Annotated in this window: 25 protein-coding genes; 15 read left to right on the top strand and 10 right to left on the bottom strand. The window is 47.7% G+C overall.

Going from position 1 to position 26318, the window contains the following annotated elements:
- The first annotated feature begins 292 nt into the window (after window positions 1-292).
- From WCK19_RS05990 to WCK19_RS05980, 3 genes are all read left to right on the top strand, one after another.
- Complete coding sequence (locus WCK19_RS05990; protein WP_342396464.1) at window positions 293-625, top strand: hypothetical protein; 333 nt, start codon at window positions 293-295, stop codon at window positions 623-625.
- Between the two features lie 45 nt (window positions 626-670).
- Entirely contained in the window at window positions 671-1096 is a 426-nt protein-coding gene (locus WCK19_RS05985; protein ID WP_342396463.1) for a hypothetical protein, read from the top strand.
- 653 nt (window positions 1097-1749) lie between these two features.
- Window positions 1750-2418, top strand: coding sequence for a hypothetical protein (locus tag WCK19_RS05980; protein ID WP_342396462.1), 669 nt, complete (start codon window positions 1750-1752; stop codon window positions 2416-2418).
- 49 nt (window positions 2419-2467) lie between these two features.
- Here the strand turns inward: WCK19_RS05980 and rplS are convergent, their stop codons facing one another.
- From rplS to WCK19_RS05940, 8 genes are all read right to left on the bottom strand, one after another.
- On the bottom strand, window positions 2468-2836 hold the full coding sequence (rplS, locus tag WCK19_RS05975; protein WP_342396461.1) for a 50S ribosomal protein L19: 369 nt from the start codon (window positions 2834-2836) through the stop codon (window positions 2468-2470).
- An 83-nt stretch (window positions 2837-2919) separates the two neighbouring features.
- The gene (locus tag WCK19_RS05970; RefSeq protein ID WP_342396460.1) at window positions 2920-3312 is read right to left on the bottom strand and encodes a carboxymuconolactone decarboxylase family protein; all 393 of its coding nucleotides are present in this window, start codon (window positions 3310-3312) and stop codon (window positions 2920-2922) included.
- 17 nt (window positions 3313-3329) lie between these two features.
- A complete protein-coding gene (locus WCK19_RS05965) occupies window positions 3330-5159 on the bottom strand; it encodes a hypothetical protein (RefSeq protein WP_342396459.1) in 1830 nt (609 codons plus the stop codon).
- A gap of 81 nt (window positions 5160-5240) precedes the next feature.
- A complete protein-coding gene (locus tag WCK19_RS05960; RefSeq protein ID WP_342396458.1) occupies window positions 5241-6944 on the bottom strand; it encodes a hypothetical protein in 1704 nt (567 codons plus the stop codon).
- Window positions 6945-7148: 204 nt separating this feature from the next.
- Window positions 7149-7586 carry a hypothetical protein gene (locus tag WCK19_RS05955; protein WP_342396457.1) on the bottom strand — a complete coding sequence of 146 codons (438 nt, stop codon included), beginning with the start codon at window positions 7584-7586 and terminating at the stop codon, window positions 7149-7151.
- 63 nt (window positions 7587-7649) lie between these two features.
- A complete protein-coding gene (locus tag WCK19_RS05950; RefSeq protein WP_342396456.1) occupies window positions 7650-8420 on the bottom strand; it encodes an ImmA/IrrE family metallo-endopeptidase in 771 nt (256 codons plus the stop codon).
- Window positions 8421-8425: 5 nt separating this feature from the next.
- Window positions 8426-9055 carry a hypothetical protein gene (locus WCK19_RS05945; RefSeq protein ID WP_342396455.1) on the bottom strand — a complete coding sequence of 210 codons (630 nt, stop codon included), beginning with the start codon at window positions 9053-9055 and terminating at the stop codon, window positions 8426-8428.
- A 25-nt stretch (window positions 9056-9080) separates the two neighbouring features.
- Window positions 9081-9887, bottom strand: coding sequence for a sigma-70 family RNA polymerase sigma factor (locus tag WCK19_RS05940; protein ID WP_342396454.1), 807 nt, complete (start codon window positions 9885-9887; stop codon window positions 9081-9083).
- Between the two features lie 366 nt (window positions 9888-10253).
- Here WCK19_RS05940 and WCK19_RS05935 point away from each other — a divergent pair, with 366 nt between their 5' ends.
- From WCK19_RS05935 to WCK19_RS05900, 8 genes are all read left to right on the top strand, one after another.
- Complete coding sequence (locus WCK19_RS05935; RefSeq protein WP_342396453.1) at window positions 10254-10400, top strand: hypothetical protein; 147 nt, start codon at window positions 10254-10256, stop codon at window positions 10398-10400.
- A 251-nt stretch (window positions 10401-10651) separates the two neighbouring features.
- A complete protein-coding gene (locus tag WCK19_RS05930) occupies window positions 10652-11497 on the top strand; it encodes a fumarate hydratase (RefSeq protein ID WP_342396452.1) in 846 nt (281 codons plus the stop codon).
- Window positions 11498-11552: 55 nt separating this feature from the next.
- Complete coding sequence (locus tag WCK19_RS05925) at window positions 11553-12122, top strand: Fe-S-containing hydro-lyase (RefSeq protein WP_342396451.1); 570 nt, start codon at window positions 11553-11555, stop codon at window positions 12120-12122.
- A gap of 141 nt (window positions 12123-12263) precedes the next feature.
- Entirely contained in the window at window positions 12264-13016 is a 753-nt protein-coding gene (locus WCK19_RS05920; protein WP_342396450.1) for a sigma-70 family RNA polymerase sigma factor, read from the top strand.
- Between the two features lie 22 nt (window positions 13017-13038).
- Window positions 13039-13572: a hypothetical protein gene (locus WCK19_RS05915; protein WP_342396449.1), complete on the top strand. Its 534-nt coding sequence runs from the start codon at window positions 13039-13041 to the stop codon at window positions 13570-13572.
- Window positions 13573-13638: 66 nt separating this feature from the next.
- Window positions 13639-14244, top strand: coding sequence for an RNA 2',3'-cyclic phosphodiesterase (thpR, locus tag WCK19_RS05910; protein WP_342396448.1), 606 nt, complete (start codon window positions 13639-13641; stop codon window positions 14242-14244).
- A gap of 105 nt (window positions 14245-14349) precedes the next feature.
- Complete coding sequence (locus WCK19_RS05905; protein ID WP_342396447.1) at window positions 14350-17325, top strand: VWA domain-containing protein; 2976 nt, start codon at window positions 14350-14352, stop codon at window positions 17323-17325.
- A gap of 14 nt (window positions 17326-17339) precedes the next feature.
- Complete coding sequence (locus tag WCK19_RS05900) at window positions 17340-18896, top strand: DUF2079 domain-containing protein (RefSeq protein WP_342396446.1); 1557 nt, start codon at window positions 17340-17342, stop codon at window positions 18894-18896.
- An 11-nt stretch (window positions 18897-18907) separates the two neighbouring features.
- Here WCK19_RS05900 and recF read toward each other — a convergent pair whose 3' ends face one another.
- Window positions 18908-20167 carry a DNA replication/repair protein RecF gene (gene recF, locus WCK19_RS05895; RefSeq protein WP_342396445.1) on the bottom strand — a complete coding sequence of 420 codons (1260 nt, stop codon included), beginning with the start codon at window positions 20165-20167 and terminating at the stop codon, window positions 18908-18910.
- A 73-nt stretch (window positions 20168-20240) separates the two neighbouring features.
- Here recF and WCK19_RS05890 point away from each other — a divergent pair, with 73 nt between their 5' ends.
- The 3 genes from WCK19_RS05890 to WCK19_RS05880 all read left to right on the top strand — a co-directional run bounded on the left by WCK19_RS05890 (window position 20241) and on the right by WCK19_RS05880 (window position 23165).
- A complete protein-coding gene (locus WCK19_RS05890) occupies window positions 20241-20918 on the top strand; it encodes a hypothetical protein (RefSeq protein ID WP_342396444.1) in 678 nt (225 codons plus the stop codon).
- An 8-nt stretch (window positions 20919-20926) separates the two neighbouring features.
- The gene (locus tag WCK19_RS05885) at window positions 20927-22486 is read left to right on the top strand and encodes an HDIG domain-containing metalloprotein (RefSeq protein ID WP_342396443.1); all 1560 of its coding nucleotides are present in this window, start codon (window positions 20927-20929) and stop codon (window positions 22484-22486) included.
- Window positions 22487-22886: 400 nt separating this feature from the next.
- A complete protein-coding gene (locus WCK19_RS05880; protein WP_342396442.1) occupies window positions 22887-23165 on the top strand; it encodes a hypothetical protein in 279 nt (92 codons plus the stop codon).
- An 88-nt stretch (window positions 23166-23253) separates the two neighbouring features.
- On the opposite strand, the gene WCK19_RS05875 is transcribed toward WCK19_RS05880, so the two are convergent.
- Window positions 23254-24612, bottom strand: a complete 1359-nt coding sequence (locus tag WCK19_RS05875) for a Glu/Leu/Phe/Val dehydrogenase (RefSeq protein ID WP_342396441.1) — start codon at window positions 24610-24612, stop codon at window positions 23254-23256.
- 221 nt (window positions 24613-24833) lie between these two features.
- Here WCK19_RS05875 and WCK19_RS05870 point away from each other — a divergent pair, with 221 nt between their 5' ends.
- On the top strand, window positions 24834-26291 hold the full coding sequence (locus WCK19_RS05870; protein WP_342396440.1) for a malic enzyme-like NAD(P)-binding protein: 1458 nt from the start codon (window positions 24834-24836) through the stop codon (window positions 26289-26291).
- Window positions 26292-26318 lie beyond the last annotated feature (27 nt).

The following is a 26318-nucleotide window of genomic DNA, read 5'->3' as shown; positions in this document are numbered from 1 at the left end:
GCTCAAAATACTAAGTTATTAGGTAGTATCAAAGCCTCTCGTAAAAAACTTCTTAAAGCTTGGCTTCTCTTGTATTTTCTTAAGTTGTCACTGATGGACTTCACACTAAAGGCATAACTCCCCTGATACCTCGCTCAAATATATCACCCACAACTATGAAGAGATGAAAGCCGAGTAGCAAGTTAAATCGTAAAACAACGCGCGGTTGCGGTAAGACCTCAAAAAGGATATAATTACACACCGGGTCTGTCACAAAACAGATAGCCGGGCGCTCAGGATAGGAGCAAAGGCTATGTTGAATTTTTTTAGAATGAGGTGGTTTCTCACTCTATTGCCTCGCACTATAGGCAATCTGATAGACAAACGAGTGCCATTCCTTTATAAACTAATACCGTTTCTGGTAATCCCGTTCTATTTTACTCCGGTAGGTAGATTATTCCATGCCTATTCTATATGGGGTCTTTTAGATGATTTTACAATAATACTGCTGAGTGCCGCGCTTTTCACTTGGCTTTCCGGTAATTATTTACGCAAGAAATATCCGAAGAATGATAAAGGCAACAGCGTGAAAACCACTATTGAAGGCGAATTTACAGTGGTTAACAAAGAAACCCACCCTAGGTAAGCCAGAACGCACCGAAAAAAATATATTGAGGAGATAGAAACTTTTATGCCTAAAAAGAGCCGCTCGGCTCGCGCCCAGCAAATTACCAAGCGGCAGACCGCCACTAGACCGCTGGTAGCCACCGCATATGCGGATAATGATGAAAATGAAGAGCAAGAGCCTGTAAATATCAATACCCTTGACCACGATATTAATTTACCCGAAGATAAAGTTGAACGAGTGGTACGCCAGTCTTTACCATTGCGCCCGGTGCAACAAAGCGATAGCAGCGCTGAGCCAGACGCACGTACTGCTGCAACTAATCGGGCAGTTTCGCGGCGCATAGCTTCTGCAAACGCTTCTAAGCAGCAGCAAAGCGTCTCGCGTCAGCAGGAATATAATTTTATCCGCTCTGACATTATCACCGTAGCAGTATTGACCATAATAATGATTATATTGCTAATCGCTCTGGCGTTTATACTAGCGCGTTAACTCGAAATATTTCAATAATAGTTACCCCCTCACCATCTTTCCGGTCAGGGGTTTTTTATTTCATGGCAATGCTAACTGATTAATGGTTTGCCTCAAGGCAGCTATTGTTGGCGAACTATCCTCGCTCCCGAACCTCGCATTGCGGGCAGGAGAAGCTTACATGTACATACGCTTGCTCTTTGGAATTGGTCTTTTCTTGCCACTTCTGGCTCACTTTCCCCACTGGACACATTGCCTGCTGCTTTTACCATTCCAAATGAAACTATCGTACCTGCCCCGCTCAAGTTGGCTGTCTTTTACTTACTCAGCGCTGATATAAACTCCGTCCACGATATGCAGCTGAGATGCTAAGGCTTCTAATAGATGCCATTTCTAATGCCCTTACGCTGAACCAACTATTACTTTAAATTTACACACTTGCTGTATCCCTTTGCGAGAAGTTTGAACTAAAATCATAATCCCTGCAAAATTTATATAGGAAAAAAGTAATAGTACTACTTGGCTATATTCTTAATATTATTTTAATTGCACAATTACACGATTATAGGTTAAGCTTTATAAAGAGCCGATTATAAAAGGCTTTTGACTATTGATAGTAAAATTAAAATTCAAGTTTGCTTAAAATTGCCGAATCAGAATAGAGTCAATAAGCTATGATAGATAAGTCTGAGAAGACTGCCGAAAAGCCATTGGTCGAAGCATGGGGAAATCATATCCTCATCATTGATGATAGCAACCAGATATGTAGTTTGCTAGTTTCCAGTATTATAAGCCAGTGCGCTGCAGTGAACCGAAATGTACAAGTGGTACAGGCTTCTGCTTTAGGCTTATTGGTAACAATGCCAATTGTTTTCTCGCAGGATGATACAACAGACGTATTAACAATTTATACGGCAAATAACCCTAAAAGCGCTCTACCCGTTCTCCAACTTAATTCTCTTTCCAACCTGACGATAATTTGCGATATTATGACACCCGCCGATACAGAAGTTGGTTTGTTTGGTTTATTGGAAGACTTAACAACAAAGCAAGTGCCGGTAAACCTAGTGTTCGCCAGTAGTGAGGGGCAAAATCGCTATTATGTGGAACAGTTAATCAAACAGCATAAAGCCTTCTTTGTAGAAAAAGGCAGCCAAGCATGGTTAGAGTTACCGTTCGCGCTGGTGCATCGTCGCTCAATGTTCCAGTACAAAACCATCATACGTAGCGATTATGATAGCGGTTTCCTGAGAGGGAACAAACAAAAAGTTGAGGAGCATTCTATCGAGCCGGAAATTAGAAAAGCTTGGTGGCGAAGGCTGTTTTCTTGGCGAAAACAATAATTAGGAAGATACTAAAAAAAGACGCGCCCGAAGCGCGTCCTCTTTGTTACTATTTACTTTCTCGTTTCTCGCGAATACGAGCAGCTTTGCCGCTCAACCCACGCAGATAGTAGAGCTTGGCACGGCGTACTTTACCGCGACGCATAACTTCGATTTTGTCGATACGAGGAGAATGAATCAGGAAAGTGCGTTCTACTCCGATACCATGAGTAGCGACACGGCGTACTGTGAAACATTTATTGATTCCACCGTTGCGCTTGCTGATTACCACTCCTTCAAACTGCTGGATGCGTTCTTTACTACCTTCAACTACCTTAACGCCTATGCGTAAGGTATCGCCCGGGCCAAAATCCGGGATATCCTGACGTAACATCGGCGCAGTTATTTCTTTGATTATTTCTAAGGCTGGTCTAGACATTTCAGCTATTACCTCTTATTACTTACTTCCGCAATTATTTGGGTTTATTAGCGCAAGAAAATATTATAGCGCTTGGTCGTACTCTAGTCAAATTTTTCAACTTCCCAAACCTGCTTCCACAACTCCAATGCGTTCATAAAGACGGGTACACCCGTCGGTGGCAATATCAGTTCGAGAAATTGTAAAGCCTCTTCAGCAGTTACGCCTAGCCGTTTTAGCACTTTCAGATGAGTGATAATGTGATCTGCGCTGCTACCCGCCACGATAATAGCGGTGGTAATTATATATTCTTTGGTGCGGGCATCCAGCAAGCGGGGGGAAGTGTAGGCAACCGCCAGTAAGTCATTATAACTTTTCAGGAAATCCAAATCGTAATGTGCCATTACCTTGTGGAAATCCAGCAAATATCCTCGCTCTGCTTCCATTTTCTTGAGATAGGCGGTGCGTTCTTGCTCCCGACTGCTATCGTCAGACATCCTCTTTACTCCTTGAATTAAGTTTTGACTTTTATTTCGGCAAAGCCCTGCCGCCCACTCTGCAAACCCTTCGCCGTAACCGATTGTGTAATCGGCATAAATGGCTTGAATGTAATGGTAAGGTGCCCTCGCGAATCTGCTATAACCGTAGGCAAACTTTGAGCTTGGTTGCCCCAAGTTAACCAAACCGAAACTTTCTCATTGGGATCATAACCATCTCCGGTAAAAATATAGGTCTGGTCAAGCGTACCTTCACGTGGCGTTACACTTAGAGGACGATTCATGGGTCTGTTGACAATGGTAAAGGGACCGTAATTCACCACATCATGGTAGTTACCCTTTAAGTCATCTATCGTCTGTTTATCTCCGGCAGTTTCTATATGCAGCCACACCAGCGGTTTATCGTCCACTACCGTTCGCAATAAACCATTGATTTCCGAAATAACCCGCAAACCTTGAGCTTCGGAATTGGGGAAATGCCCACCGTCAGGGCGATTCGTCAATACGGTCAAGGCATATATATAGCTGTAATCGCCCCCGTTCTCTGCTTTCGGATTGGGGAAATGCACCGGAATAACCACATTGGAGGGCAAATTCCCGCTTTCCGTTTGTTCATTGAACCACAACGCCACCTGGCGAACATTCTTATCAGGAAAAACGTAGGCGTGGTCGAGCGTGCTTGCTGCAAATAAGCCAAGTATTAGCGCAAATATCGCCCCACCTACAAGCAGCGTTATTAACTGTAATTTCCTTACTGAAGCAGTTTTTAAAACCCATTTTATGCTGATTTCTACTGTCCGACTCACCAACCAAACCACTACCGGCAAGAGTAGCAACAGGTTCGAGACTGGATAACGGGCGCTGCCCGGCGCAATATTATTGGTTGGTAAGGTGATAATAATAAATAGGCAAAACTCGCCCCACACTAACGCCAAATAGGAACGTGCTTGCCGAACAAAAAAAACCAGCAGCACAGTTCCAATAATCGCCAAAATGGTAAGCCACGGCATCAGGTTGTACATAGTGCGGGGATAAAATACCAGACGCTCTAGAAAATCCGCATTCTGGTTCGCCTCGGCAGCCAAAGTGGCATTAATCTCGCTGGTCAAACTGACAAATCCCCATGGCTTGCCCAGTTGTACCCAGCTTGCCAGACACCAGATAAAGGCAAAACTGAAGGGTATTGCTAACACCGCCAAAGTTTTCCAGTGGAACTTCCCTGTTCGCAAAGAAAGAAACAGTACAATCCCACAAAAGGTAAGGCTGTAAAACCAAGCTTCGTAACGCAGCATGGTTGCACCTAACAAGCCCAATGCCGCAAAGGAAAGATGCGACAAGTGGCGCGTTTGTAGCCATCGCGCAAACCACATCACGCCAATGCTCAAAAACATGTGGGTAAGGCTTTCCGCCATTCCGCTCAAGCCAAATTTAATTTCCCACGGAAAAAGCGCAACCAGCGCGGCACATGCATAGCCGTAGCCTTTGCCAAACAACCAACGTCCTAGGAAAAAAAGGTTTAGCGTGGTAATACAGGAAGCCAACAGATTAACAGCACGAGGTTGCCAGTATAAGTCTGACCAAAAATTCATGAGAAAGCCATTAAGCCAGAATTGGAGCGGCAACCATGCATCTACTTCTATCCGGGGTTTTTGCAACCATTCCCAAGCATGTACTGAACGAGTAAAGCCATCCCCGTCATATTCAAGGTAGCCGTTCCGGTATAGCAGCAGGGTAAGACCGGCTTTTAGCAGCAAAACACCAGCCAAAAATAGCAATGTCAGCGGCAGTTCTTTGCGGTCAAACGGTTCAGTTGTTATCTTTTTTGTATGTTCTCTAGTTTCTATCAAACTTTCTCAAACCCGCCCGACAGAATTTTTCACCTTTTTATAACGTCTGCACCCGACTGCAAGCTGTAATGATACCATAATTCAAGGCTGAGAGTGTTTTTTCTTCTTGGGGATATGTTCGCTCAAGGCTATTGCCCCTATCCCCCCTAACGTAAAAACCAGCAGCCAGATTAGCTGAACAGGCGTATTATCCAACCCTTGAGCAGGTTCAAGAACCGTCACATAGGAGGGAAACCAACTCGCTAGATTGGCAGAGCGCAAGAAAGCGATATTATCCTGCAAAAAAAGCAGCAACTTAGCAGGTTGAGTATCTTGCCAATGGTAAAAGAGCTTTGGATTAATTGCAAAGGCAAAGCTAACAAAAAAACCCCAGCTTGCCAGAAAGCTCACCAGCACACGCCCACTCCATTTTCTCCACAACCTTTCCAACGCCAAGCCGAGCGGTAACGCCAGCAAAGGCAGGAATGGTGTCAGATAACGGGCAGGCGGACACCACTCGCCCCACCACTGCCTGTACCGCGCTATATAACTAAAATAGGGTAATATTACTATCGCCAGCCAGATAAAATCTTGACGGTGGTGCTGCGAAATTAGCTGTACGGTAGTTGGCAACACCAGCAGCGCGAGACCTGACAACGCCAACAAATAAATTGGAGCATACAGCAGTAACCCCCACTTTTGGTCCAGAAAGAGACCCAACACGCCCGTTCCCACTTTATTCCACTCTACAAACCCAGCATGATCCTGCTCGTTCGGCAACAACTTTCCAAAGTAATATAGATAGTAGGATGCCAGCAACCCTCCAAACGCTAACACCGGCAGAACCAGCAACGCCGATTCCGCCAAGCCCCACACTTTATCGCGATGGCACAAGTAGGCAACCAATCGCTTTTTCTCAGACCGAAAACGCCAAACGCCCCCCAGCAACCAGTAAACCGCCAGCGAAAGAGTAAACGTTATGTAAAGGGAGTGCAGCCAAGGCAAAAAGCCCAGACACAACCCCACCGCAAAAGCTTGCGCCAGATTATTTGCGCGTATTTCTTCCGATTGCACCGCTAAACGGATACGCCGGAAGGCATAGGTTACACACAAAGAAGCGGGAATAGCCGGAAATATCAGAAAGGCGTAACTAAATAGCGGTAAGCTAAAGGTCAGTAATGCCCACACCGACCATGCAATTGAGCGTTTTCGGGTGGTTTCCCACGCCAGCAACCAGATATTCAGCCCAAGCAAAGCCGACAACGCGGTCATGAATAGAGCCACCGCTAAATGGATGCCGACAACATTTCCCAGCGCGTAAGCGGGCAAGATTAAAAACGGGAGTCCCAAACCATGTTTTGTATAGTTGCCATTACGAATCGTCTGACCAGAAAAATGAGGCGTTATATCAATCGAGATTTGGTCATAGGGCGAAGGACATAGCCGCAAACCCGGCGCAGGCATGCCCGGCACATATAGCGAAGTAGCCCAACCGGGTTGCATTATTTCTTCACAAGACGGGGAGAATTTCCAGTAATTGTGCTGATTGTAATTATTAGTTTCGTCTATATCGTGGTCTGCCAGCAAACTCTGAGCAGTCATAAGGTAAAATGGCTCATCACCTGTCACCGGATTTAGCCACTGGATAACATGCGGGGTTAGAGCCACGAAGAATAACCACGCCACAAAAAATACCAGCGCCATTTCTGCCCGGCGCGGTTTGTCAGAAACGGGAAGCGAAGTTTTCTCTACCACCGCTAACTCCGACTCGGTTTCCAGCGGTACGCTTTCCTCAATACTACTCATCTTTTCTTAAAAATATTCATGAAAGCCACTTCCCGACCCCATTTGCCCCGAACCTATTACGGTGACCCGCTCCACTATACCCGCTCCTGTAGTAAACCGATTCTTTCTTATTTCGGACAGGCTAATAATCGGTTCATTTTAGCATAAAGCAAAAAACGAGGCGTACCTCGTTTCTCATCTCTTGAAATTTTATTCGATATTGCCCTACATAAGCCGTGAATGGTTGTGAGCAAAGTTCGCCATAGTCCAGCAGTGACATTCAGCGCAAAAAACCAGTTGGCGAGTAGCGGCAGGAGACGGGAGCTTGTACGCCCGTTGCCCTCTTTTGCGAGGAGAAAAGCGCGTTATTCGGATTATTCCATTTACAGGTTGAGGCTGTTTTCTAAATTTGAGAATTGACCCGCGCAACGTCAATCCCACCAGACCCGCTACCACCCCCACCAATCCCAATACTCCCAGACTGGCAAAAGTTGTGTCCTGTGAGGGGTAAGGTCTAGGCAATCCGGCAAACCACACTAGTAACCCGAAAAGCGTACAACTAAAAAAATACGCCCTCCGTGAAATACGGCAAACATATAGCGAAAGTAAAGTGAGTAGGATAACCAGAAACAAAACCAGAAATACAGCCAGTAAAGGGGGCATATGTTTCTCCTCTCCAGAACAAGATTTAGTCACAAAGCTGCTAGTATCTGAGTATCTTTCGGTTTAGAAAAATGTGCCTTGTCCGGATGTACTATTGCGACTCTCTGCCTTGCGCGAACGAACCCCCTTGAATTCATCTTGGCGTAAGCCCATCCCGTTTAGCCGATAGCTTATCGCCGAAACCGAAACACCTAATTCCTGCGCCATGCCCTTTACATCTCCGGCATGTTTTTTGTTAAGCCATTGCACCAGTTCACGAGGCATTAGCAAACCGGAAGCAAAAACGTTTGCCTCCCATTCAAAGCGAGCGGCACGTTGTTTGAATTTGATAATCTTTGCCAACCGCGCTTGCGCCTCCGTGTCGTTCAATATTGTTTTCAGAGTGCTATCCTGCTGTTCTTCCATTTCGGTTGAATCGCAGCGAAAGAAACACACGGCTTCCGCTTCGCCCTCTTCTTCCAACTCAAACAAGGTGGGTTGCTGTGCAAGCTCAAGCGCCGGAATATAGTGTAAATAGTAATGCCCAAGCTCATGCGCGATTGAGAAATTCTGGCGTGGTTGCGACTCGTTTTCTTCATAAAGAATCTCGCCCGCTTCGGGGTCAAGCAAACCGGAGAGCGAACGCCCGTCACATTCCAAAAACTTTACGCCCCGCACGGTAAAATCGGTCAGCGTCAACACCACATACTCCACCGGAACAGGTGGAATAGCAGGCATTTCAAGCCCGACTTCTTCCAGCCTACTTTTAAACTCACCGATGAGCTTGACTGCACGTTCTTCTATTTGGTAAAGGTTCGGTCTGCTAGACCATCTGCCGCCCCTATACCCTGCCATAGCTTTTACTCCTGTTCTTCTTCCCCTTTGAGCGCATCAAAGATTTCCGCCTCGCTCAAATTCTGCGTTCGGGTTTCACTATCGCGGGCAAACGCCATTCCACGCATGGCTGGCGTTGCCGGCGTACTCAGGCTCTTCACCGCGTTTTTCAGCCATTTCAGCAAACGCGGGAAAGCTATATCCTTTACCCCATAACGTTTTGCCAAAGCCGCATAATCCGCCAGTCCGTAATTCTTCAAATCATTCAAGGGTGTTGCGTCCTTTTTCAACGCCTCCACCACTTCCGGACTTAACCCGCTACCCGCTAATTCACCTGCGTTTAACGCGGCAGATTGCTGCACATATTCGCCTAAGCTGGGGTTGGCTACAATTTCTCCAATAAAAACTTTGGTTTTAAACTTTTCCCATGCCTTACCCCTATCCGGTATTGCACGTCCGGCAAGTGCCGGTATTTCAAACAGTCCTAACCATTCGTGTAGTTCAACTTCAAGCTCAGGATACTCGCTCGCAAAGGCATCAATCTCAATGGATTGCCCTTCGTTGCGCCTTGCCAGAAATTCCGCTACCGCTAATGCCAATGACTCTTCCCGTGCGCTGATTGTCAGCTCATCACCCGGTAATTCGCTTTTCCCCATGACTTTCACAACCTTTCCACTGCCGCTAAATTAGCCAGTCTTGCGCATGACCGGGCATACGCTTGCGGAGCCATACAATGCCGCGAGATGTATTATGTTTAACCTGATCCATCGTCAAGCCCAATTCATCCGCCACTTCCTTGATTTTCTTTCCAAGTAGCCACTGGTAAACCAGCGGAGTGCGATAATTGGATGGCATTTGTTCAAGCAAATCATGCAGAACCCTGACTTGCTCCAACCGAATAGCCGAGTCTGGCACATTTGCGGAAGCATCTTCCACCAGATTAATGAGTTCGGCACTATCGCCTTCCACCCCCGGCGCAGAAACATTGAGAGAAAGTACCACCGCCCCTTTAAGCTTTGAAGATTCTTCCTGTCCTACCTCGTTGCGGTTGGCGCGTTGCAACTTGCGCCCTTGCAAAAGCTTTTCCAGCATGGTAGCGTACTCACGCTCAAAAGAGTGACGCACCAACCCTTTTAGGTTAGTAACCACCTCTCGCCCGTTCAGCCGCTCCCAAACAGTCTGAAGGGTATCCTGAGCCAAATCTTCGGCATAAACCGCACCGATTTTACGCAACGCCCAAAAATAAGCTTGGTGCCAGTACCGCTCATAGATAGGTCTAAATGCTTCTGCCGCTTCCTCACTAAGTGCGCCGAACTGTTCCGCTCTTGCCTTGTAGATAGCCACCAATTCACCATCGCTGGATGATTGCAAATTCTGGACAGAACCGCGTGGTCTGCCGCGCCCGCGGGGTGCGTTTTCGCTCATGCGTCCTCTAACCTCTTCAATATATTCCCCCGCAGCTTCAATATCAGAATTCAGCTTGTACACGTTTTTTCCTCCAGTTTTTCGTTTCGGCTCAACAATAATTGTTTCGGCTCAGATGAACGTGTAAGGTTCTCAAATATTAATCGAGAGATCTAATAAAAAGTGCCACTATTCTCCTATCATTTACCTCTATTAAAATCCGATTAATCATAGCAAATTATTTCACACAATAAAATTAGTCAGTTAACCCCTTTACCGTTTTATTCTGCGTGCTATAATCCAAATATACCTAAACAGGAGAGAAAATCCAACAGACATTGTGAGAGTGAAACTCTAGTCTGCCTGTACCTAATTATACATTTTAGTCGCGGGGTGGCAGCACAAGCCGCATCCCTTTTTATTAACTTAACTTTTTTCGGGGAGCTTAACATGAGTACCAACGAATTGGAAGGACTAGTTTCTACATTGCGCCGCTTGGTGAACAAAGCACAACAAACAGGCGATACCATTGAGTATTTTCGCCTGAGCGAGGAATTGCGTATGGCAGACGCTGTCCTTAAAAGCATTAAGAATTAGCCTACTCTTCAAATCACCTGAACGGCAACCCAGCCACCTGATAAAGCCCTTTTTACGATGAAGTAAAAAGCCCCTAATTCTGAGACTTATCTGCTTTTATTGTAGATATAGAATCTATTAACGCTCCCAAAAAGTACATCCGCCTACCTACCTATACTGCCTGTCCTGCCTAAACGTTGCTTCCAACCCTCATAAGGGTTATACTGAGTCTCAACTTGAGACAAATTTCACATATAGACAGGAGCCTTGGTATGAGAGAAATACCAGTAGCCACCATCAGAGATGCTGTCGCAGAACTCTGTCGTATCGCAAACTTTGAACTTCCACAGGATTTCGTAACCGCGTTGCGAGTTGCCCAAACCAAAGAAACCTCCCCACGCGGATTGCGAACCCTGCAACTACTAGACCAGAATCAGGAATTAGCCCGCACCGAACAAGTACCAAGTTGCCAAGATACAGGCTTTGTAATTGTATTTGCCGATGTCGGAGCCGAAGTAAAAGTAATCGGCGGCGAACTAGAAGAAGCAATTCAAGCAGGGGTAGGCAAAGGCTATAAACAAAACTATCTGCGTGCCTCAATGGTAGAAGACCCGCTTTTTAATCGCACCAATACCGGCAATAATACACCCGCTATGACCCATTACGAGTTTGAGCCGGGCGACCACCTTCATCTAACATTGGTAGTCAAGGGAGGCGGCTCGGAAAACTCCACCAAACTCTACATGCTTACCCCAGCACAGGGCGCAGAAGGCGTTAAAAAAGCGGTAGTAGAAGCGGTACGAATGGCGGGACCAAACGCTTGCCCTCCGGTAGTTGTATGCGTGGGTGTGGGCGGCACAGCCGATAAAGCTATGTTGATTGCCAAGAAAGCCAGCCTCCGCGAAGTCGGCGCGGCGCATCCTGATGAGCGCATCGCCCAGTTCGAGCGCGAATTGCTGGAAGAGGTCAATGCTACCGGAGTAGGTCCGCAAGGTTATGGTGGGCGCGTTACCGCTCTAGCGGTTCACGTTGAAACCTTCCCAACCCACATCGCCTCGCTACCTGTTGCCGTCAATCTGCAATGCCATGCAGTCAGACGCGCCAGCGTAACAATCTAAAGGAATAAACAATGCGCCACTCGTTACGTAGCGCGATACCTTCAGGGAGATAAATATGAGCGCAGTACAAGACCCGATAAAAATTCACACACCCTTGACCACAGAACAAGCGCTCCAGCTAAAAGCGGGAGATCAGGTACTCATCACTGGCACCCTTTACACAGGGCGAGATGCCGCGCACAAGCGTTTTGCTGAAACTTTAGCGCGTGGTGAAGCTCTGCCGGTAGATTTGAACGGGCAAATCATCTACTATGTCGGACCAAGTCCCGCAAAACCCGGGCAGGTCATCGGTTCGGCGGGTCCCACCACCGCCACCCGCATGGACAGCTACACTCCCCAATTGCTAGAGTTGGGTTTGCGTGGCATGATAGGCAAGGGCAAACGCAGTGATGCCGTCCGCGAAGCCCTCAAAAAACACGGAGCGGTATATTTCGGCTCTATCGGCGGGTTGGGCGCATTACTGGCAAAGTGCATCAAAAAATCCGAAGTAGTAGCCTATGCCGACCTTGGCGCAGAGGCGGTCCATCGCCTCGAAGTCGAAGACTTCCCTGCGGTAGTGCTTTGCGACGCACATGGCGGGGATTTATACAGCAGCGCCGTTAAGGAATGGGCTTTGGCAGAGTAATTACACTCGCTGAAACAAATCAAGCCTCTCGTGTGTCTCAACTTGTGAGATAGGGAGAGGTTTTTTATTGCAATAAAAATTCGGGCAAACTCTCCCCTTGTCGCGGTAAAATTACTATGATAGCATGTCAGGTAAGGCACAATGGGATTTTCGTTAACGCTAAGCCGTAGTGGAATTGAAACACTAACCGCCCACAAGGGTAAACAAACGGCAGCGAGAATGACCGAACCAAACCGGTTGGATACACAGGTCGGTGCGATCCCCTACCATGTAGTAGCGGCACATCCCGCCCACACCGCACCTACCGAAGCAGCTTTGATTGAACTGAGCAAAGCAGGCGATCAGCAAGCTTTTGGCACGCTTATTGAGCTACACCAAGACCGGGTTTATAACCTTGCCTACCGAATTTTACAAAATGCCGAAGAAGCCGATGATGCCACGCAAGAAACATTCCTGAAAGCTTGGCAAGCGTTACCCACTTTCAGGGGCGATGCCAAATTTAGCACTTGGCTCTATCGCGTAACCCACAATCACTGCTTGAACCGTTTGCGCTCTGCCCGTAGTAACCCTAAAACCGTTTCTGTGGAATGGTTCAGCGGAGAGGACAACGAAGAACATGATATTCTGGCTAATTTGTCCGGCAACGAAAGCGATTTACCCTCCATCCAATATGAAGGGCGCGAACAGCGCGATATAATCTGGAGTCAGGTAGATGCGCTTCCCGCTCGCTATCGCGCCATCATTGTTCTATACTATTCGGACGAATTATCCTACGAGGAAATTGCTGCCGCGCTCAACATTCCGGTGGGAACCGTAAAAACCCACCTCTATCGTGCCAAAGGGCTCCTCAAAACCCGTTTGGGTGAATTGCACCAGAAGGGTGTTCTAAGCTAACTTTGGGTAGGTAAACATGGATATGAAAGAAAACAATCAAAATAGCAACGTTGCCGGGGTTCATATCCACTATTATGATGCTCTTGAGCGGGTCTTATCCGAACGTCCGGTTCTGAAAGCGCCTCGCAATACTTCCCACCGCGTATTGGCTAGGCTTTCCGCCTTGCAATCAACAAAAGCACAAGTTACGATGGCAGCTCGCGTTAAATACGCGCCGCCCACCACCCTACCGCTACCCGATAGTGAGGATGAAAACTCCTTGTCGGTCAGCCATCGTCTTGGCTTCTATCTGTTTGCGTTGGGTTGGGTTTCTCTGCTAATTGGGCTTGGAGCATTAGCTTGGTTTTTCGGGCTTTCCCCGCTTTTGCACGGCGATAAATTCGGGCTGATTTATTGGATGCTGGATACGCAAGACGGTTTGATGAGCTACGGGCGCAATCTTCTTGACCTATTCGCACAAACCACGCCATATCTGCCCTCCTTCCTGAGCCTAATAGCGGGGCTAGTAATAATGCTGCTTATCTTCCGGATACAACGTTATCGTGAAACCGCCTAATCCCAGCAAACCAAATTTTTCAGACAATGGACTTAAAGCCTCTTGTCCTTTTGCCCGGTCTAAGCTATGAACGATAAAGAAACTGTCCGCTGTTTTGTGGCGTTAGAGTTACCTCCTATACTCAAGCAAGAACTTGCCACCCTAATAGTCGAATTACAGCACATTGACCAGAGTCGAAAAGTACGCTGGGTGCGCCCGGACGGTATCCATCTCACCCTCAAATTTCTTGGTGATGTGGCGGCTTCACGCTTGCCCGAAATCATTTCCGTTACCAAGAACGCGCTTGCCCCTGTCCAGCCGTTTAGCCTGATTGCCGCTAAACTTGGCGTTTTCCCCAAAGCAGATGCCCCTCGTATAATCTGGGTTGGGCTAGACGGCAACCTGAAAGCGTTAGCGGCAGCGCAACATGCGGTAGAACAGAACCTTGTACCGCTTGGCTTTGCCCCCGAAACGCGCCCATTCTCGCCTCATCTAACTCTTGGGCGCGTCCCCGATATTGGCGCAGAAGACAAACGCCGTCTGGGACAAGCGCTTCAAACCTTTTCAGGCAAAAGCTCTTTTGGTCATTTCCGCTTTGAAGAAGCCGTATTAATGCAAAGTACCCTGCTACCTGAAGGCGCAATTTACAGCCCTATCGCCCACTTCAAATTTGAAGGGGATGCCCCTAACTAATCTAATTTACGAATTAGGATTGTGATTCCCCAATTTGCTAGTGTATAATGCCGCTAGGAAACTCATCGTTCCACCTGTGCCCAGTATGGGGTATTGGAGAAGTTAATGCCCATTATCTCTTTTGGCTATCCCCAAGCTCTCTTTCTGCTTTTACTCCTGCCTCTGGTCTATCTAATCGCACGCCCTAGCAAAAAAAAGCTGTCCGCTCGCCCTCTTTTACGCTGGCGGAATCGCCGTTTGAGCATAGGGTTACGTCTCCTCATCATCACCCTATTGGTGTTGAGCATAGCCGACATTCAGCTAATCACCCAAAGCGATAAACTAGCAGTAGTATTCTTGCTAGATGGTTCAGATAGCGTAGGTGCGGGAGGAAAACAGCAAGGTGCAAATTTCATCCGGCAGGCTTCCGAAAAGATAAAGGACAATCAAGAATACGGCGTAGCAATTTTCGGACAAGATGTATGCATCGAAAAAGTAGTGGACAAACAGCAGCATTTTGATAATCCCACCTGCGCTCCCGGCACAAATTACACTAATTTAGCGGAAGCGGTACGGCTTGGTACTTCCATGCTGCCTAACGACTCACAGCATCACCTAGTGTTAATCTCGGACGGAAACCAAAACCTAGATGAAGTACGTAGCGCCGCTAAACTGGCGGCATCTACTGGAATCCAAATTGATGTAGTGCCATTGGAACAAGCTAACAGCCCTGAAGTATCAGTAGGTAATATCAGTGTCCCCAGCAATTTGCGCGAAGGTGAGCAATTCAGCCTGACCGTCAACATTGACAGTAATTACGATGGCACCGCCAAACTATATATTTTGCAGCAAAATCAAGAAGTTAGCCAAAGTCAGGTTAGCCTGAAAAAAGGCAGCAATACCTTCTCCCAAGCACTAACCGCCACCAGTAAAGGCTTTGTAAACTACACGGTACGAATTATCCCCGAAAATGATACCCTAGACCAGAATAACGAAGCCAACGCCTATAGCGTGGTCAAAGGTAAACCCCGCGTATTGCTGGTAGATGGTCATCCCGAACAACAAGAAGCAGCTAATCTCCAGAAGGCACTCACAGCCGGAGAAATTCAGCCGAACATCATCCCACCCGAACGCTTACCCAACCTCACCGACCTAACGCAATATGACGCGCTAGTGTTGGTAGATGTCCCTGCCAGTAGCCTTACCGCCAATAACCTGAATATTATCCAAGCTTATGTCAAAAATCTAGGCAAGGGCATGATTGTGATCGGTGGCGAAGAAAGCTACGGACTGGGCGGTTACTTCCGCACCCCTCTTGAAGAAATGCTACCGGTGGAACTTCAATTACCCAACAAACTACAAGCCCCAAGCGTGGCAATGGCGCTGGTTATTGACCGTAGCGGCAGCATGGCAGAGGCTTACAACGGGGCGGGCGCAGGCGTATCTGGTGTGCCTAAAATCGAAATTGCCAAAGATGCGGCATATCTTGCCGCTAATCAGCTAAACAATTCCGATCAAGTTGGGTTAGTAACCTTTGATACTACCGCCCAATGGGTAGTTAATCTTGCGCCTATGGGCAACCCTAGCAATCTTGTTAGCGCGATTGGGCGAATTGCGCCGGGAGGAGGCACCCAAATTTCCACCGGACTTTCGGCGGCAGTTGATGAGTTGAAAAAAGTTACCGCCCAGAACAAGCACATAATCTTGCTCACCGATGGTCAGGATTCCGACAATACCAACTATGACGCGCTGATAGCGGAGGCAAATAAAGCTAATATTACCATCAGTACCGTAGGATTGGGCAAGGAAGTGGATGAAAGAAGACTCAAAGGTCTGGCGGATCAGGGTGGAGGGCGTTATTATTTCGTGACTGACCCCAGTAACTTGCCCAAAATCTTTACCAAAGAAACACATCTTGCTTACCGCAGCTATATAGTCGAAGAACCTTTTGTACCTACCGTAAATGCTCCAAGCCCTATTTTGAAAGGCATTACCGCTACACCCCAACTGTTGGGCTATGTAGGCGCTAAAATACGACCGCTCGCCACCACTGCTCTTGTCACAGGCAGGGGCGACCCGCTTTTAGCGCATTGGCAGGTAGGGCTTGGGCGTGTGGTAGCTTGGACTAGCGATGCGAAAGCGCGTTGGGCTACCGATTGGCTAAAATGGAATGATTTCCCACGCTTCTGGGCGCAAACGGTGCGCTGGACTATTGCCGAAAGCGAAACCGGAGGCATGCAAGTCAGCGCCAAAACCGTTGGCAACAAGGTTCAAATTTCCGCCGATGCTATTAACAATTATAGCCAGTACCTTAACGGGCTGGAAATTAATGCCAACGTGGTAAATAGTAACCTGAGCGGCAGCAGCGAAGAAGTTACGCTCTCACAGACCGCACCGGGTCATTATGAAGGGTCTTTTGTCCCCAAAAACACTGGCAGTTACATCATCAATGTACAAGGTGGCGCAAACAACAACACCGTAACGGTGGATAATGGGCAGGTCTCGGAGGTGGGCAACCTCTCCCAAACTGTTGGAGCAGTCGCCGATTATTCGCCAGAATACAAACAATTGGGTACCAACAAGCTATTACTAGATGAGATAGCCTCTCTTACAGGCGGTCACACCCTTACCAATCCTGAAGAAGCCTTTAACGATAATTTGCAGCGTACCAACCGCATCCAATCGCTCTGGCAATTCTTGGTTGCCCTCCTATTGCTACTATATCCGCTAGACATCGGCATAAGAAGGGGCAATCTTTCGCCTCGTGCGCTCCTCAAGGGCTTCCGCAAACGTAATCAGGCTGAGTCTACTAGTCAAATTGAATCTGCGCGGATTAGTCCAGAAGTAAATCGTCTCTTTATGGAAAAAGAAAGAGCTTATGCCCATAGCAGGGCGCGGTCTGAAACGCATCGCCCCGGCGGGGTATTGAGCAACAACGGCGAACTTGACGCAACATCCGGGATTGCCCTTGAAACCCCCCCGCTTGTTAGTAGCAACTCGTCCACCGACACAACCGCAATCGCTCCGATTAACCCCAAAGTAGTGGGAGAACCTTCACCCGAAGCTGATAACGAAAAAACCACAGAACAAAAAGAAAACTAGGCAAAGTAAAGAAAATGAACCTTGCACCTTCGGTACTGAGTAGTAAATTAAAAGTTCAAAACTCGAAACTGAACCGGAGCATTTTCATTTTCTTCCTGTTACTCTATTTCCTAACCTTCGGCGGGCATCTCTACAGCGGTGACGGCTTTACCAGTTATGCCACTGCCCGCAGTTTTATTGAAGGCAATGGCGGTGCGTTGGATAGTTACAGTAACGATACCCGTTTCGCCTTGCGCGGTGCGGACGGCAAATTCTATGGCAAATACGGGCTTGGGCAAGCGTTGGTTGAAATCCCCCCTATCCTTTTTATAAAACTACTGTCGCTTTTCTCGCCCGGTTTCGCCGAAAATGCCACCGCTCGTTTTCTGATTAGCGCGTTGAACCTATTCATTTGCGCCACAACGCAGCTAATCCTATTCAAGCTCGGCAGAAAATTAGGCTTTAGCACGCTCTCCGCTTTTTCGGTAACGCTGCTCTATGGGATAGCTTCGATGAGTTGGGTTTACAGCCATCTCGATTTCAGCGAACCGTTGGTCACGCTCTGCTATTTGCTCATGTTCTCCGCGCTGCTAGAAGGACAAAACAGGCGGAATTTACTTCGCGCCGGGTTTTGGCTAGGCGCAGCCATTCTCTTTAAAACGGTAGCAGCCATCGCCTTTATCTCCTTGCTGCTTTACCTGATAATGAAAACGGGTTGGCGTAATGCGTTACAAACAATGGTATGGTTATCGCTGCCCTTACTGGCTACCGCCACGCTGATACTTTGGTACAACTTCTACCGCTACGGCAAATTCACCGAATCAGGCTACAGCGCGATAGCCGACCAATTTGTCTTCGGTTCTGTTTACGGCGGAATCTACGGCTTCCTGTTCAGTTCTGGTAAAAGCGTCTTTCTCTATGCACCCGGACTACTCCTTGCCCTTTTCGGCTTAAAGCCATTCTGGCAAAAGCAAAGAATTGAAGCGGTTTTCGGTCTGAGCTTGTTCCTGTGTTATCTAATCTTTCACGCCCTATTCTGGAACTGGGAAGGCGATTGGACATGGGGTTCGCGTTATCTTTATCCCGCCCTGCCTTTCCTATTCCTTTTTGCGCTGCCGCTGCTGCAAAACCCAAGCAAGCCGATACAGCAGTTCTTCAAATTGCTGCTGGTCGCCGGGATTCTGGTGAATATTACCGGGTCGCTGGTCGAATTCAACTATTATTTTTACGTGAGTCGCGCTGCCAACGCCGAACCGGACTGGCGTTTTGTACCAGAACTCTCGCCCCTACGCGGACAAGTATTTTTAGCTGCGTCCGCCCTCAGTCGCGCCACTGGAGGCGCTTCACTGCAAATGGACTATACCGGGTGGGATGCCGAACGGGTGCATGCCATTACCAAAATCATCGAGCTTACGCCTTACGACAAATTCGACTTATGGTGGCTGCGTTTTGCCAACCCTGAAGGCAACGCTAACGGTTGGGGGGGCTTGTTATTCGGTGGGCTTACCGGAACCATTTTGCTTGGAATACTCTGGGTTATCTGGCAAAAGCTAAAAATTCAACGAGATATAGTAGCCGCTAGTGAGGTTTGATTAAAAAACTCTCAAAACCTAACGACTCTACCAATTTCCACCTTATATAATTGGGCTATTTTCTTGAGTCGCTCTGCATCACCGAATAGAGACAAATCGGTGGTGGTGATTAATACTTGCTGCGAAATTGCCAGCACTGTATCCAACACATACTGCCGCCGTCCTGCGTCTAGTTCGGACAGAATATCGTCCAGTAGCAAAATTGGACGTTCTTCGGTTTGTTGCTCCATCCAACCTGCCTCTGCTAGTTTCAAAGCCAATACGGCGGTGCGCTGCTGCCCTCTTGAGCCGAACACCGCCAAATTCTTGCCCTCATGCAAAAAGCACAACTCATCCCGGTGAGGACCTGCTAACGAAACGCCTCGCACAAATTCCTGCGACCGTACTTTTTCGAGCTGCGTGGTAAAAGCGGCGGCAATCTGCCCCTCATTCTCTACCACTCCCTGCGGCAATTCAAAACTGGTCTGATAAACCAATTCAAAATCTGGAGTAATGCTAGCACCTAGCAAACCAAGCAAGTTAGAGTGTAGCAACGCGGCACGGCGGTTCAGCCCTTGAATACACTCATAGCGCCGCTTTATGATGTACGACCCTGCCTTTATCAGTTCCTCATCCCAAATAGATAATTCCAATTGCTCTTTCTGACGCAGTGTACCTGCCAACCGTTGCGCCTTTTGCTTCTCGCGATAGTGGCGCAAATAGCCATTGCGCTGTGCAAGCACTTTGGTATAATCCTGAAGGCAGCGGAGATAACGGTAATCTACTTGTGAAAGTGTAATATCAAAATAGCGGCGCCGCAATGAAGGCGAACCGATTACCAAATCCAAATCTTCCGGCGAAAACAGCACCACATTTACCTTGCCAATCAAGTCCACCGCTCGTTTGGCAGAACCGTTAAGCTTGATACGTTTGCGTGCCGGAGCAGGTTGCTCCAGTTCTTCGCCCGCTGGCGCATCACGGGTAATCACTATCTCCGCCTCCAGTTCGTCTTCGGCACGCTGAACTTTGGCATGGAGGCGAGCAAAAGCGGGTACTCCAAACTGGGGTTCTGCTGCCAAATTCACCAGTTCTTGATCACTTCCGGCACGCGCAGATTTAGTAGTGGCAAGCATATAAATCGCTTCCAGCAGAGTAGTCTTACCCGCCGCATTTTCACCCTGAAACACACTCAAACCGGGCGAAAGCGACAAATCCAGCTTGCGGTAATTGCGAAAATCTTTGAGATATAGTTGAGTGCAATACATGCGCCGATTATAGCATAAGCTGGACAAATCCCTCGTAAGCCCGGATAATATTGAGGTGCGGACTGACAAAATAATATAGGCTTGAAAGAGAAATAAACCAATGTACAGGCTTAATCACATACGCAAAGTGGCGATGAGTAATATTTTGGGTGGTGTAATCGTTGCAATCGTTGGTACAGCCGAATGGATATTGCTACTCAGAGATTCAGCCCAAATCGGGGAGTCGCTCATCGGTGCGCTTGTTTCGTTTCTAAGTTTTGGCGCAGTCTGGTATTTTTTACGTGTTATGCTCGCCACGCAACTTTACCTGAACCTGAACAAAGAGCAAAACTGGAACAAAACTGAAATCACGCGACTCAATAAAATGCCCGCTGCCGAACCGACCCGCAACGGGCTACCCTTCATGAATTACCACATCACCCGTCTAGTGGTGATATTCATCGCCGTTCTGATACTCACCTACATGCTTACCGATTTGGTCGGGCTTTCATTGGGGAGTTTCGTAGGTGGCTGGTTGGCTGGTAGCGGACTAGGCAAGTGGCATTTTATCGCTAAGATGGAAAAGGAACAGGCAATAAGCGGGCGTATCTATTTCTTCAACGACCCGGATTTCGGACCCTATGCCAAAATCAACTATTTTAACCCTGCTGAAGTTGTCGTCTTAGCCGAATCGCAAGGATTGTCGCAAGTAAAAAAGCCGACTCGAAACAACCCTAAAAGTCGCGCTGCCCAACCGCTCGTCCGAAGTGATAGCCATTATAACAAGCGCAAAAGCTAAGAAAAATTATGTGCAACCCTCTTTCTAAACCGCAAAAAGCCGCGCTGGAAATAGCCGCCAAGCTGTTTGATTCAGACTCGCTTTGGTTGGTGGGCGGGTGGGTGCGCGATGCCCTGCTATCTCGTCCGGCGGATGATGTTGATTTAGCGGTCAGCGGCACTCCTGCTGAAGCACTGGCAATGGCGCGTCGGTTCTCCAACGCCATCCAAGCACACCTTTCAGGCTGGCAAATCTCCTATTTCCCGCTCGATACCGAGAATGGCGTGGCACGCATCGTCTTTAAATCAGGCGATGAACATTTCTACTTCGATTTTGCCGCCCTTCAGCAAAATGACATCACTGCCGATTTGCTACGGCGCGATTTCACCCTAAACGCCCTTGCTATTGCGCTGCCCGATTTCCTAGAGCATGGGTTGGAGGCAACCGTAATTGACCTGTGCGGCGGTCTGGCAGATATAAAAGCGCGTCTGATTCGCCCCATCCGCGAAGCAAACATCATTAGTGACCCTTTGCGTATGTTAAGGGGAATCCGCCTCAAGGCGCAGCTATCCAGTTCCGGTGTAGATTGGCAACTTACCGCAGATGCGCTTGAAATCTTCCGGCGCAACGCCCCTCTCATCAAACAGTCAGCTGGCGAACGCTGCGCGACAGAACTGAACAAAATCTTGCTAGCAGGCGGCGTAATCGAGAGCCTACGTCTGCTCGACTCATGCGGATTGCTCTCGCTGCTCATCCCCGAACTAGGCGAGGGCAAAGGCAATATCCAAATGAACGCCCACTATTACGATGTCTGGAATCACAGCTTGGTAACGGTTGACCGGGTGGAATGGTTGGTGCGTCCTAATTATCGCGGACAAAGCGCCGATGAAATGATAATGGCGGAGCGTCCTGAAAATTATATTGCACACTGGTCAGAAATTTTGGCGCAACTTCACGGACGAGAGCAAGAACGATTCCTGTGGCTGCTATGGAGTGCGCTACTCCATGATGTCGGCAAACCTCGCACCCGTAACGTGGATAGCGATGGCGAAATCCACTTCTACCATCACGCGCAGGTAGGGGCGCAAATGGCACGCACCATCCTTGAGCGATTTCATTTCAGCCGCCAGATGGTTGAAGGCATCACCACAATGGTAGACAACCATATGCGTATAGGAATGCTAAAAGCCAATTACGATGTGAAAAGCGGCAGTGGAGTCAGCAACCGTGCCATCTTTCGTTTTCTCAAGGATACCAACCCGGTACAAATTGAAATGATGCCGCTCTCGCTTGCAGACCATGCGGCAGTAGTCGGTCCCCGGATTGCACAGGCGCGACAGCTAAAAAGCTGGAATCATCACCTGCATTTTACCGACAGGCTTTCTCGTAAATATCTGGGACCGGTTGAGGAAAAGTTGGTAGATAAGCCGCGCCTGCTGGACGGACATTCATTAATGCAGGAACTGAAGCTGACACCGGGACCGCAGCTTGGCAAAATCTTACGTGAAATCGAAGAAAGCCAAGCAGTAGGCGAAATCAGCACCACAGAAGAAGCGCTGGAATTGGCGCGTCGCCTTTTGAACGGCTGATTCTTAAAACTCCGAAACCCGTTGCCTTGCTCTCGTCCAACGCTTTATATTCGCTACCCTTCAGACTAAACTTATCCCCATGTGCAATTTACACCTATAGTATTTTGAACAGGCGGAGCAACAATTCTAGCGAATCTTCCAAAGTAAAAAGTTGTTGGAAATTCTATCCTTTATTTTTTTAAATTCCATTTGTAAAATCAATATGAATAAATATATATGAGAATTTTACCCGAAAATAATTTTTCTAGTACTTAATTCCTATGACCATGTTCTCATAGCAGGTTAACATTAATTATATTAAAATATATTTATTGATATAGGGTGCAACTGGTAAAATGGATCTGTTAAAAGTAAATAGCTTTTAAAGGTATCCTTACTATTTTGCATTGAGGTCAGAACAATGAATAAAAATTCTGTAGCGCAAAATGTTGTACAACGGTTGCGCCACTATAATCATGAGATTGCAAATTATCTGCTCACAGCATCACTTACACTAGAGTTATGTGGTTCAGTTCGTAATATGACTCCCGAAGACTTTGATTTACTTAAAGTCGAACTGCTTAAAATAATGGGGGAGCTTCAAAAGAGCCAAGATGACATGAAGCTGTTGAGCGGTATTTTACAAACCGATAGCTCTACCAACATGCCAATATTATTGTTAGAAAATGAAGTAGCCTAGCCTTTGCCTACTTTACTTTGTTTCGGCTTATAAAAGCGACGAGCTTTACACCCGTCGCTTTGCGCCACAAAAAACTGCGTAATCAATATTAGGGATAAATTCCACGTATGCTGGTAGCATCCGCCACGCGCCCTATTGCCAGCAAATAAGCCGCTGTACGCATATCGGTTTTCTCGCGCTGCGAAATGCTATGTACCTGTGCAAAACTATTTGCCATCACATCAACCAATTTTCGGTTAATTTCCTCTTCCGTCCAGAAGAAAGCCTGTCGGTCTTGCACCCACTCAAAGTAACTAACCGTCACGCCACCCGCATTGGCTAAAATATCTGGAACCAGTAAGATTCCCCTATCCCGGAAAATGTGATCCGCTTCAGGGGTAGTGGGTCCGTTCGCGCCTTCTACTATTAGTTTCGCTTGTACCGCATTGGCATTTTGCGCGGTCAGTTGATTCTCAAGCGCTGCCGGTATTAGAATATCGCAAGGTAAGGTCAAGACTTCAAGGTTTGAAATAGCATCAGCTTCAGGATAACCCAATATTGTATTATTCGGGGTGGTACGGGTATATTCGAGTAGCGCCGGAATATCTATGCCTTTCGGGTTATAGAGACCAGCATAAACATCACTAACCGCAACTACCTTGCAACCCATCTCATGCATTAGGCGTGCCGAAACCGAGCCGACATTACCAAAGCCCTGCACCACCACCCTAGTAGCTGGAAGAGACAGATTTATTGTTTTTGCCGCTTCCCGCGCCGATACGCTAACCCCTCGTCCAGTCGCTTCCACGCGCCCCAGCGAACCGCCTGCAACAATCGGTTTGCCTGTAACCACCCCGGTGATACCTCTTCCATGGTGCATCGAGTAAGTATCCATAATCCACGCCATAGTTTGCGGGTTTGTCGCCACATCAGGAGCGGGAATATCGGTTTCAGGTCCGATTAATATAGAGATTTCTGTTGTAAAACGGCGAGTCAATCTTTCCAGTTCACGTTGTGAATATTGAGTGGCATCTATCACCACGCCGCCCTTTGCTCCACCATATGGTAGATTGACCACCGCGCATTTCCACGTCATCCACATTGCAAGCGCACGCACTTCATCCATAGAAACGTTAGGATGGTATCGAATCCCGCCCTTAACCGGTCCCCGAGCATTATTATGATGCACCCGATAGCCGGTAAACACTTTGATACGCCCATCGTCCAAACGTACTGGAAAATTAACCTTTAATTCTCGTTGCGGTACTGACAGTATTTCCCGCAATCCATCATCCAAACACAGTTTATCTGCCGCATAAAAAAACTGTTCTTGCGCTATCTCGTAAGGTGAGCGAGCTTTGACAGTTTCTTTTACTATAATTATTTCATTTGAATACGATGGTAGCGTCTCCTTAGCAGGCGACATTGCCGCTGCCTCACCGTTGAGGCGGTTTGCTGCGAGAGTCATCACATTCCCTCCATTTTATGTACATCTTGCACAAAATATATGCAATTTATTTTAGCATATTGCCCAAACCCAAATCAAGACGAAATTTATCGCTTTAACTTTATTTGAACTTTTATTTACGTTATTCACACTTTCCTAGTGTATGATATAATCTTGATTAATCCACGATGAAGTGAAGCGAAGTTCTCTTAACCTCATTATTCTTTTACAGGTGCGAAAAAATGAATATCACCCCGAATGCCAGTTACAGTTTTACGCTGCGAATTGAAATCCCTAACCGGGTAGGGATGTTGAGTCAGGTAATGGCTGCCATCGCCAACTCCGGTGGAGACCTCGGCGCAATTGATATAGTACAGGCAAGCCGTGACAAAATGGTTCGTGATATTACGGTAGCGGCTGGCTCTGAGCAGCACGCCGATGAAATTTCTTCAAATGTTGCTGCCATTGAGGATGTAAATATTATTAATGTCAGCGACCGCACTTTTCTTCTTCACCTTGGCGGAAAAATTTCGGTTAACTCTAAAATCCCGCTTAAAACCCGTGACCAGTTGAGCATGGCTTATACCCCCGGTGTCGCGCGGGTTTGCAACGCCATCGCCGAGGATAAGAGCAAGGTCTATTCTCTAACCATCAAGGGCAACACCGTAGCGGTTATCTCCGATGGCACTGCGGTTTTGGGTCTTGGCAATATCGGACCCGAAGCGGCAATGCCCGTTATGGAAGGCAAAGCCATGCTCTTCAAAGAATTTGGTCAGGTGGACGCTTTCCCAATCTGCCTCTCAACCCAAAACACCGAAGAGATAATCCAGACTGTAAAAGCCATAGCACCGACTTTTGGCGGTATCAACCTCGAAGATATATCTGCCCCACGTTGTTTTGAAATCGAGGAGCGGCTGATTAATGAACTCGATATTCCGGTAATGCACGATGACCAGCATGGTACAGCGGTAGTGGTGTTAGCTGCCCTTTTAAACGCCCTTAAAGTCGTAAACAAGAATATCGGCGAGATAAAAGTAGTGGTAAACGGGATTGGCGCTGCCGGAGTAGCTTGCAGCAAAATCCTGATGGCAGCAGGGGTACAGCATATCATTGGTTGTGACCGACGCGGCGCAGTTTATAAGGGGCGCGTCGAAGATATGAATGTTGCCAAAGAATGGTACGCTGAACATACTAACTTTGAAGGCGAACGCGGCGTTTTAATGGATGCCATGAAAGGCGCAGATGTGTTCCTAGGCTTGAGCGGTCCCGGTACTGTCACTGTTGAACATCTCAAGCAGATGGGACACGACCCGATTGTGTTCGCCCTTGCCAACCCAACTCCCGAAATCCAGCCTGAGGATGCCGCACCCTATGTGGCAGTTATGGCAACCGGACGCAGCGACTACCCCAACCAGATTAACAATGTGCTGTGCTTCCCCGGTATATTTCGAGGCGCGTTGGATTGCCGAGCCATCAAGATTAATGACCAGATGAAATTGGCGGCAGCACGCGCTATTCAATCAATTATTAGCGATGATGAGCTAGGTCCCGACTATATCATACCCAGCGTCTTTGATCGCAGGGTGGGCGTAAGTGTGGCTAAAGCGGTGATTGATGCTGCCTACGAAACAGGCGTGGCACGCCGTGACCGCAAAGCCGGTTCCGGTAATCCGGTTGCACCTTTACCCACTTCCGTATAAATCGCTTCTCTAATAGCTCAAAGTCGA

It is taken from the genome of Candidatus Chlorohelix sp. (assembly GCF_037138995.1).
GTDB lineage: Bacteria > Chloroflexota > Chloroflexia > Chloroheliales > Chloroheliaceae > Chlorohelix.
The sequence above is the reverse complement of the archived record's forward strand: the minus strand, read 5'-3'. Positions and strand labels throughout refer to the sequence as shown.

Coding starts and splice junctions, on each gene's coding strand:
- WCK19_RS05990 (WP_342396464.1), top strand. CDS start 293: ATGTTGAATTTTTTTAGAATGAGGTGGTTTCTCACTCTATTGCCTCGC.
- WCK19_RS05985 (WP_342396463.1), top strand. CDS start 671: ATGCCTAAAAAGAGCCGCTCGGCTCGCGCCCAGCAAATTACCAAGCGG.
- WCK19_RS05980 (WP_342396462.1), top strand. CDS start 1,750: ATGATAGATAAGTCTGAGAAGACTGCCGAAAAGCCATTGGTCGAAGCA.
- rplS (WP_342396461.1), bottom strand. CDS start 2,836: ATGTCTAGACCAGCCTTAGAAATAATCAAAGAAATAACTGCGCCGATG.
- WCK19_RS05970 (WP_342396460.1), bottom strand. CDS start 3,312: ATGTCTGACGATAGCAGTCGGGAGCAAGAACGCACCGCCTATCTCAAG.
- WCK19_RS05960 (WP_342396458.1), bottom strand. CDS start 6,944: ATGAGTAGTATTGAGGAAAGCGTACCGCTGGAAACCGAGTCGGAGTTA.
- WCK19_RS05955 (WP_342396457.1), bottom strand. CDS start 7,586: ATGCCCCCTTTACTGGCTGTATTTCTGGTTTTGTTTCTGGTTATCCTA.
- WCK19_RS05950 (WP_342396456.1), bottom strand. CDS start 8,420: ATGGCAGGGTATAGGGGCGGCAGATGGTCTAGCAGACCGAACCTTTAC.
- WCK19_RS05945 (WP_342396455.1), bottom strand. CDS start 9,055: ATGGGGAAAAGCGAATTACCGGGTGATGAGCTGACAATCAGCGCACGG.
- WCK19_RS05935 (WP_342396453.1), top strand. CDS start 10,254: ATGAGTACCAACGAATTGGAAGGACTAGTTTCTACATTGCGCCGCTTG.
- WCK19_RS05930 (WP_342396452.1), top strand. CDS start 10,652: ATGAGAGAAATACCAGTAGCCACCATCAGAGATGCTGTCGCAGAACTC.
- WCK19_RS05925 (WP_342396451.1), top strand. CDS start 11,553: ATGAGCGCAGTACAAGACCCGATAAAAATTCACACACCCTTGACCACA.
- WCK19_RS05920 (WP_342396450.1), top strand. CDS start 12,264: ATGGGATTTTCGTTAACGCTAAGCCGTAGTGGAATTGAAACACTAACC.
- WCK19_RS05915 (WP_342396449.1), top strand. CDS start 13,039: ATGAAAGAAAACAATCAAAATAGCAACGTTGCCGGGGTTCATATCCAC.
- thpR (WP_342396448.1), top strand. CDS start 13,639: ATGAACGATAAAGAAACTGTCCGCTGTTTTGTGGCGTTAGAGTTACCT.
- WCK19_RS05905 (WP_342396447.1), top strand. CDS start 14,350: ATGCCCATTATCTCTTTTGGCTATCCCCAAGCTCTCTTTCTGCTTTTA.
- WCK19_RS05900 (WP_342396446.1), top strand. CDS start 17,340: ATGAACCTTGCACCTTCGGTACTGAGTAGTAAATTAAAAGTTCAAAAC.
- WCK19_RS05890 (WP_342396444.1), top strand. CDS start 20,241: ATGTACAGGCTTAATCACATACGCAAAGTGGCGATGAGTAATATTTTG.
- WCK19_RS05885 (WP_342396443.1), top strand. CDS start 20,927: ATGTGCAACCCTCTTTCTAAACCGCAAAAAGCCGCGCTGGAAATAGCC.
- WCK19_RS05880 (WP_342396442.1), top strand. CDS start 22,887: ATGAATAAAAATTCTGTAGCGCAAAATGTTGTACAACGGTTGCGCCAC.
- WCK19_RS05875 (WP_342396441.1), bottom strand. CDS start 24,612: ATGACTCTCGCAGCAAACCGCCTCAACGGTGAGGCAGCGGCAATGTCG.
- WCK19_RS05870 (WP_342396440.1), top strand. CDS start 24,834: ATGAATATCACCCCGAATGCCAGTTACAGTTTTACGCTGCGAATTGAA.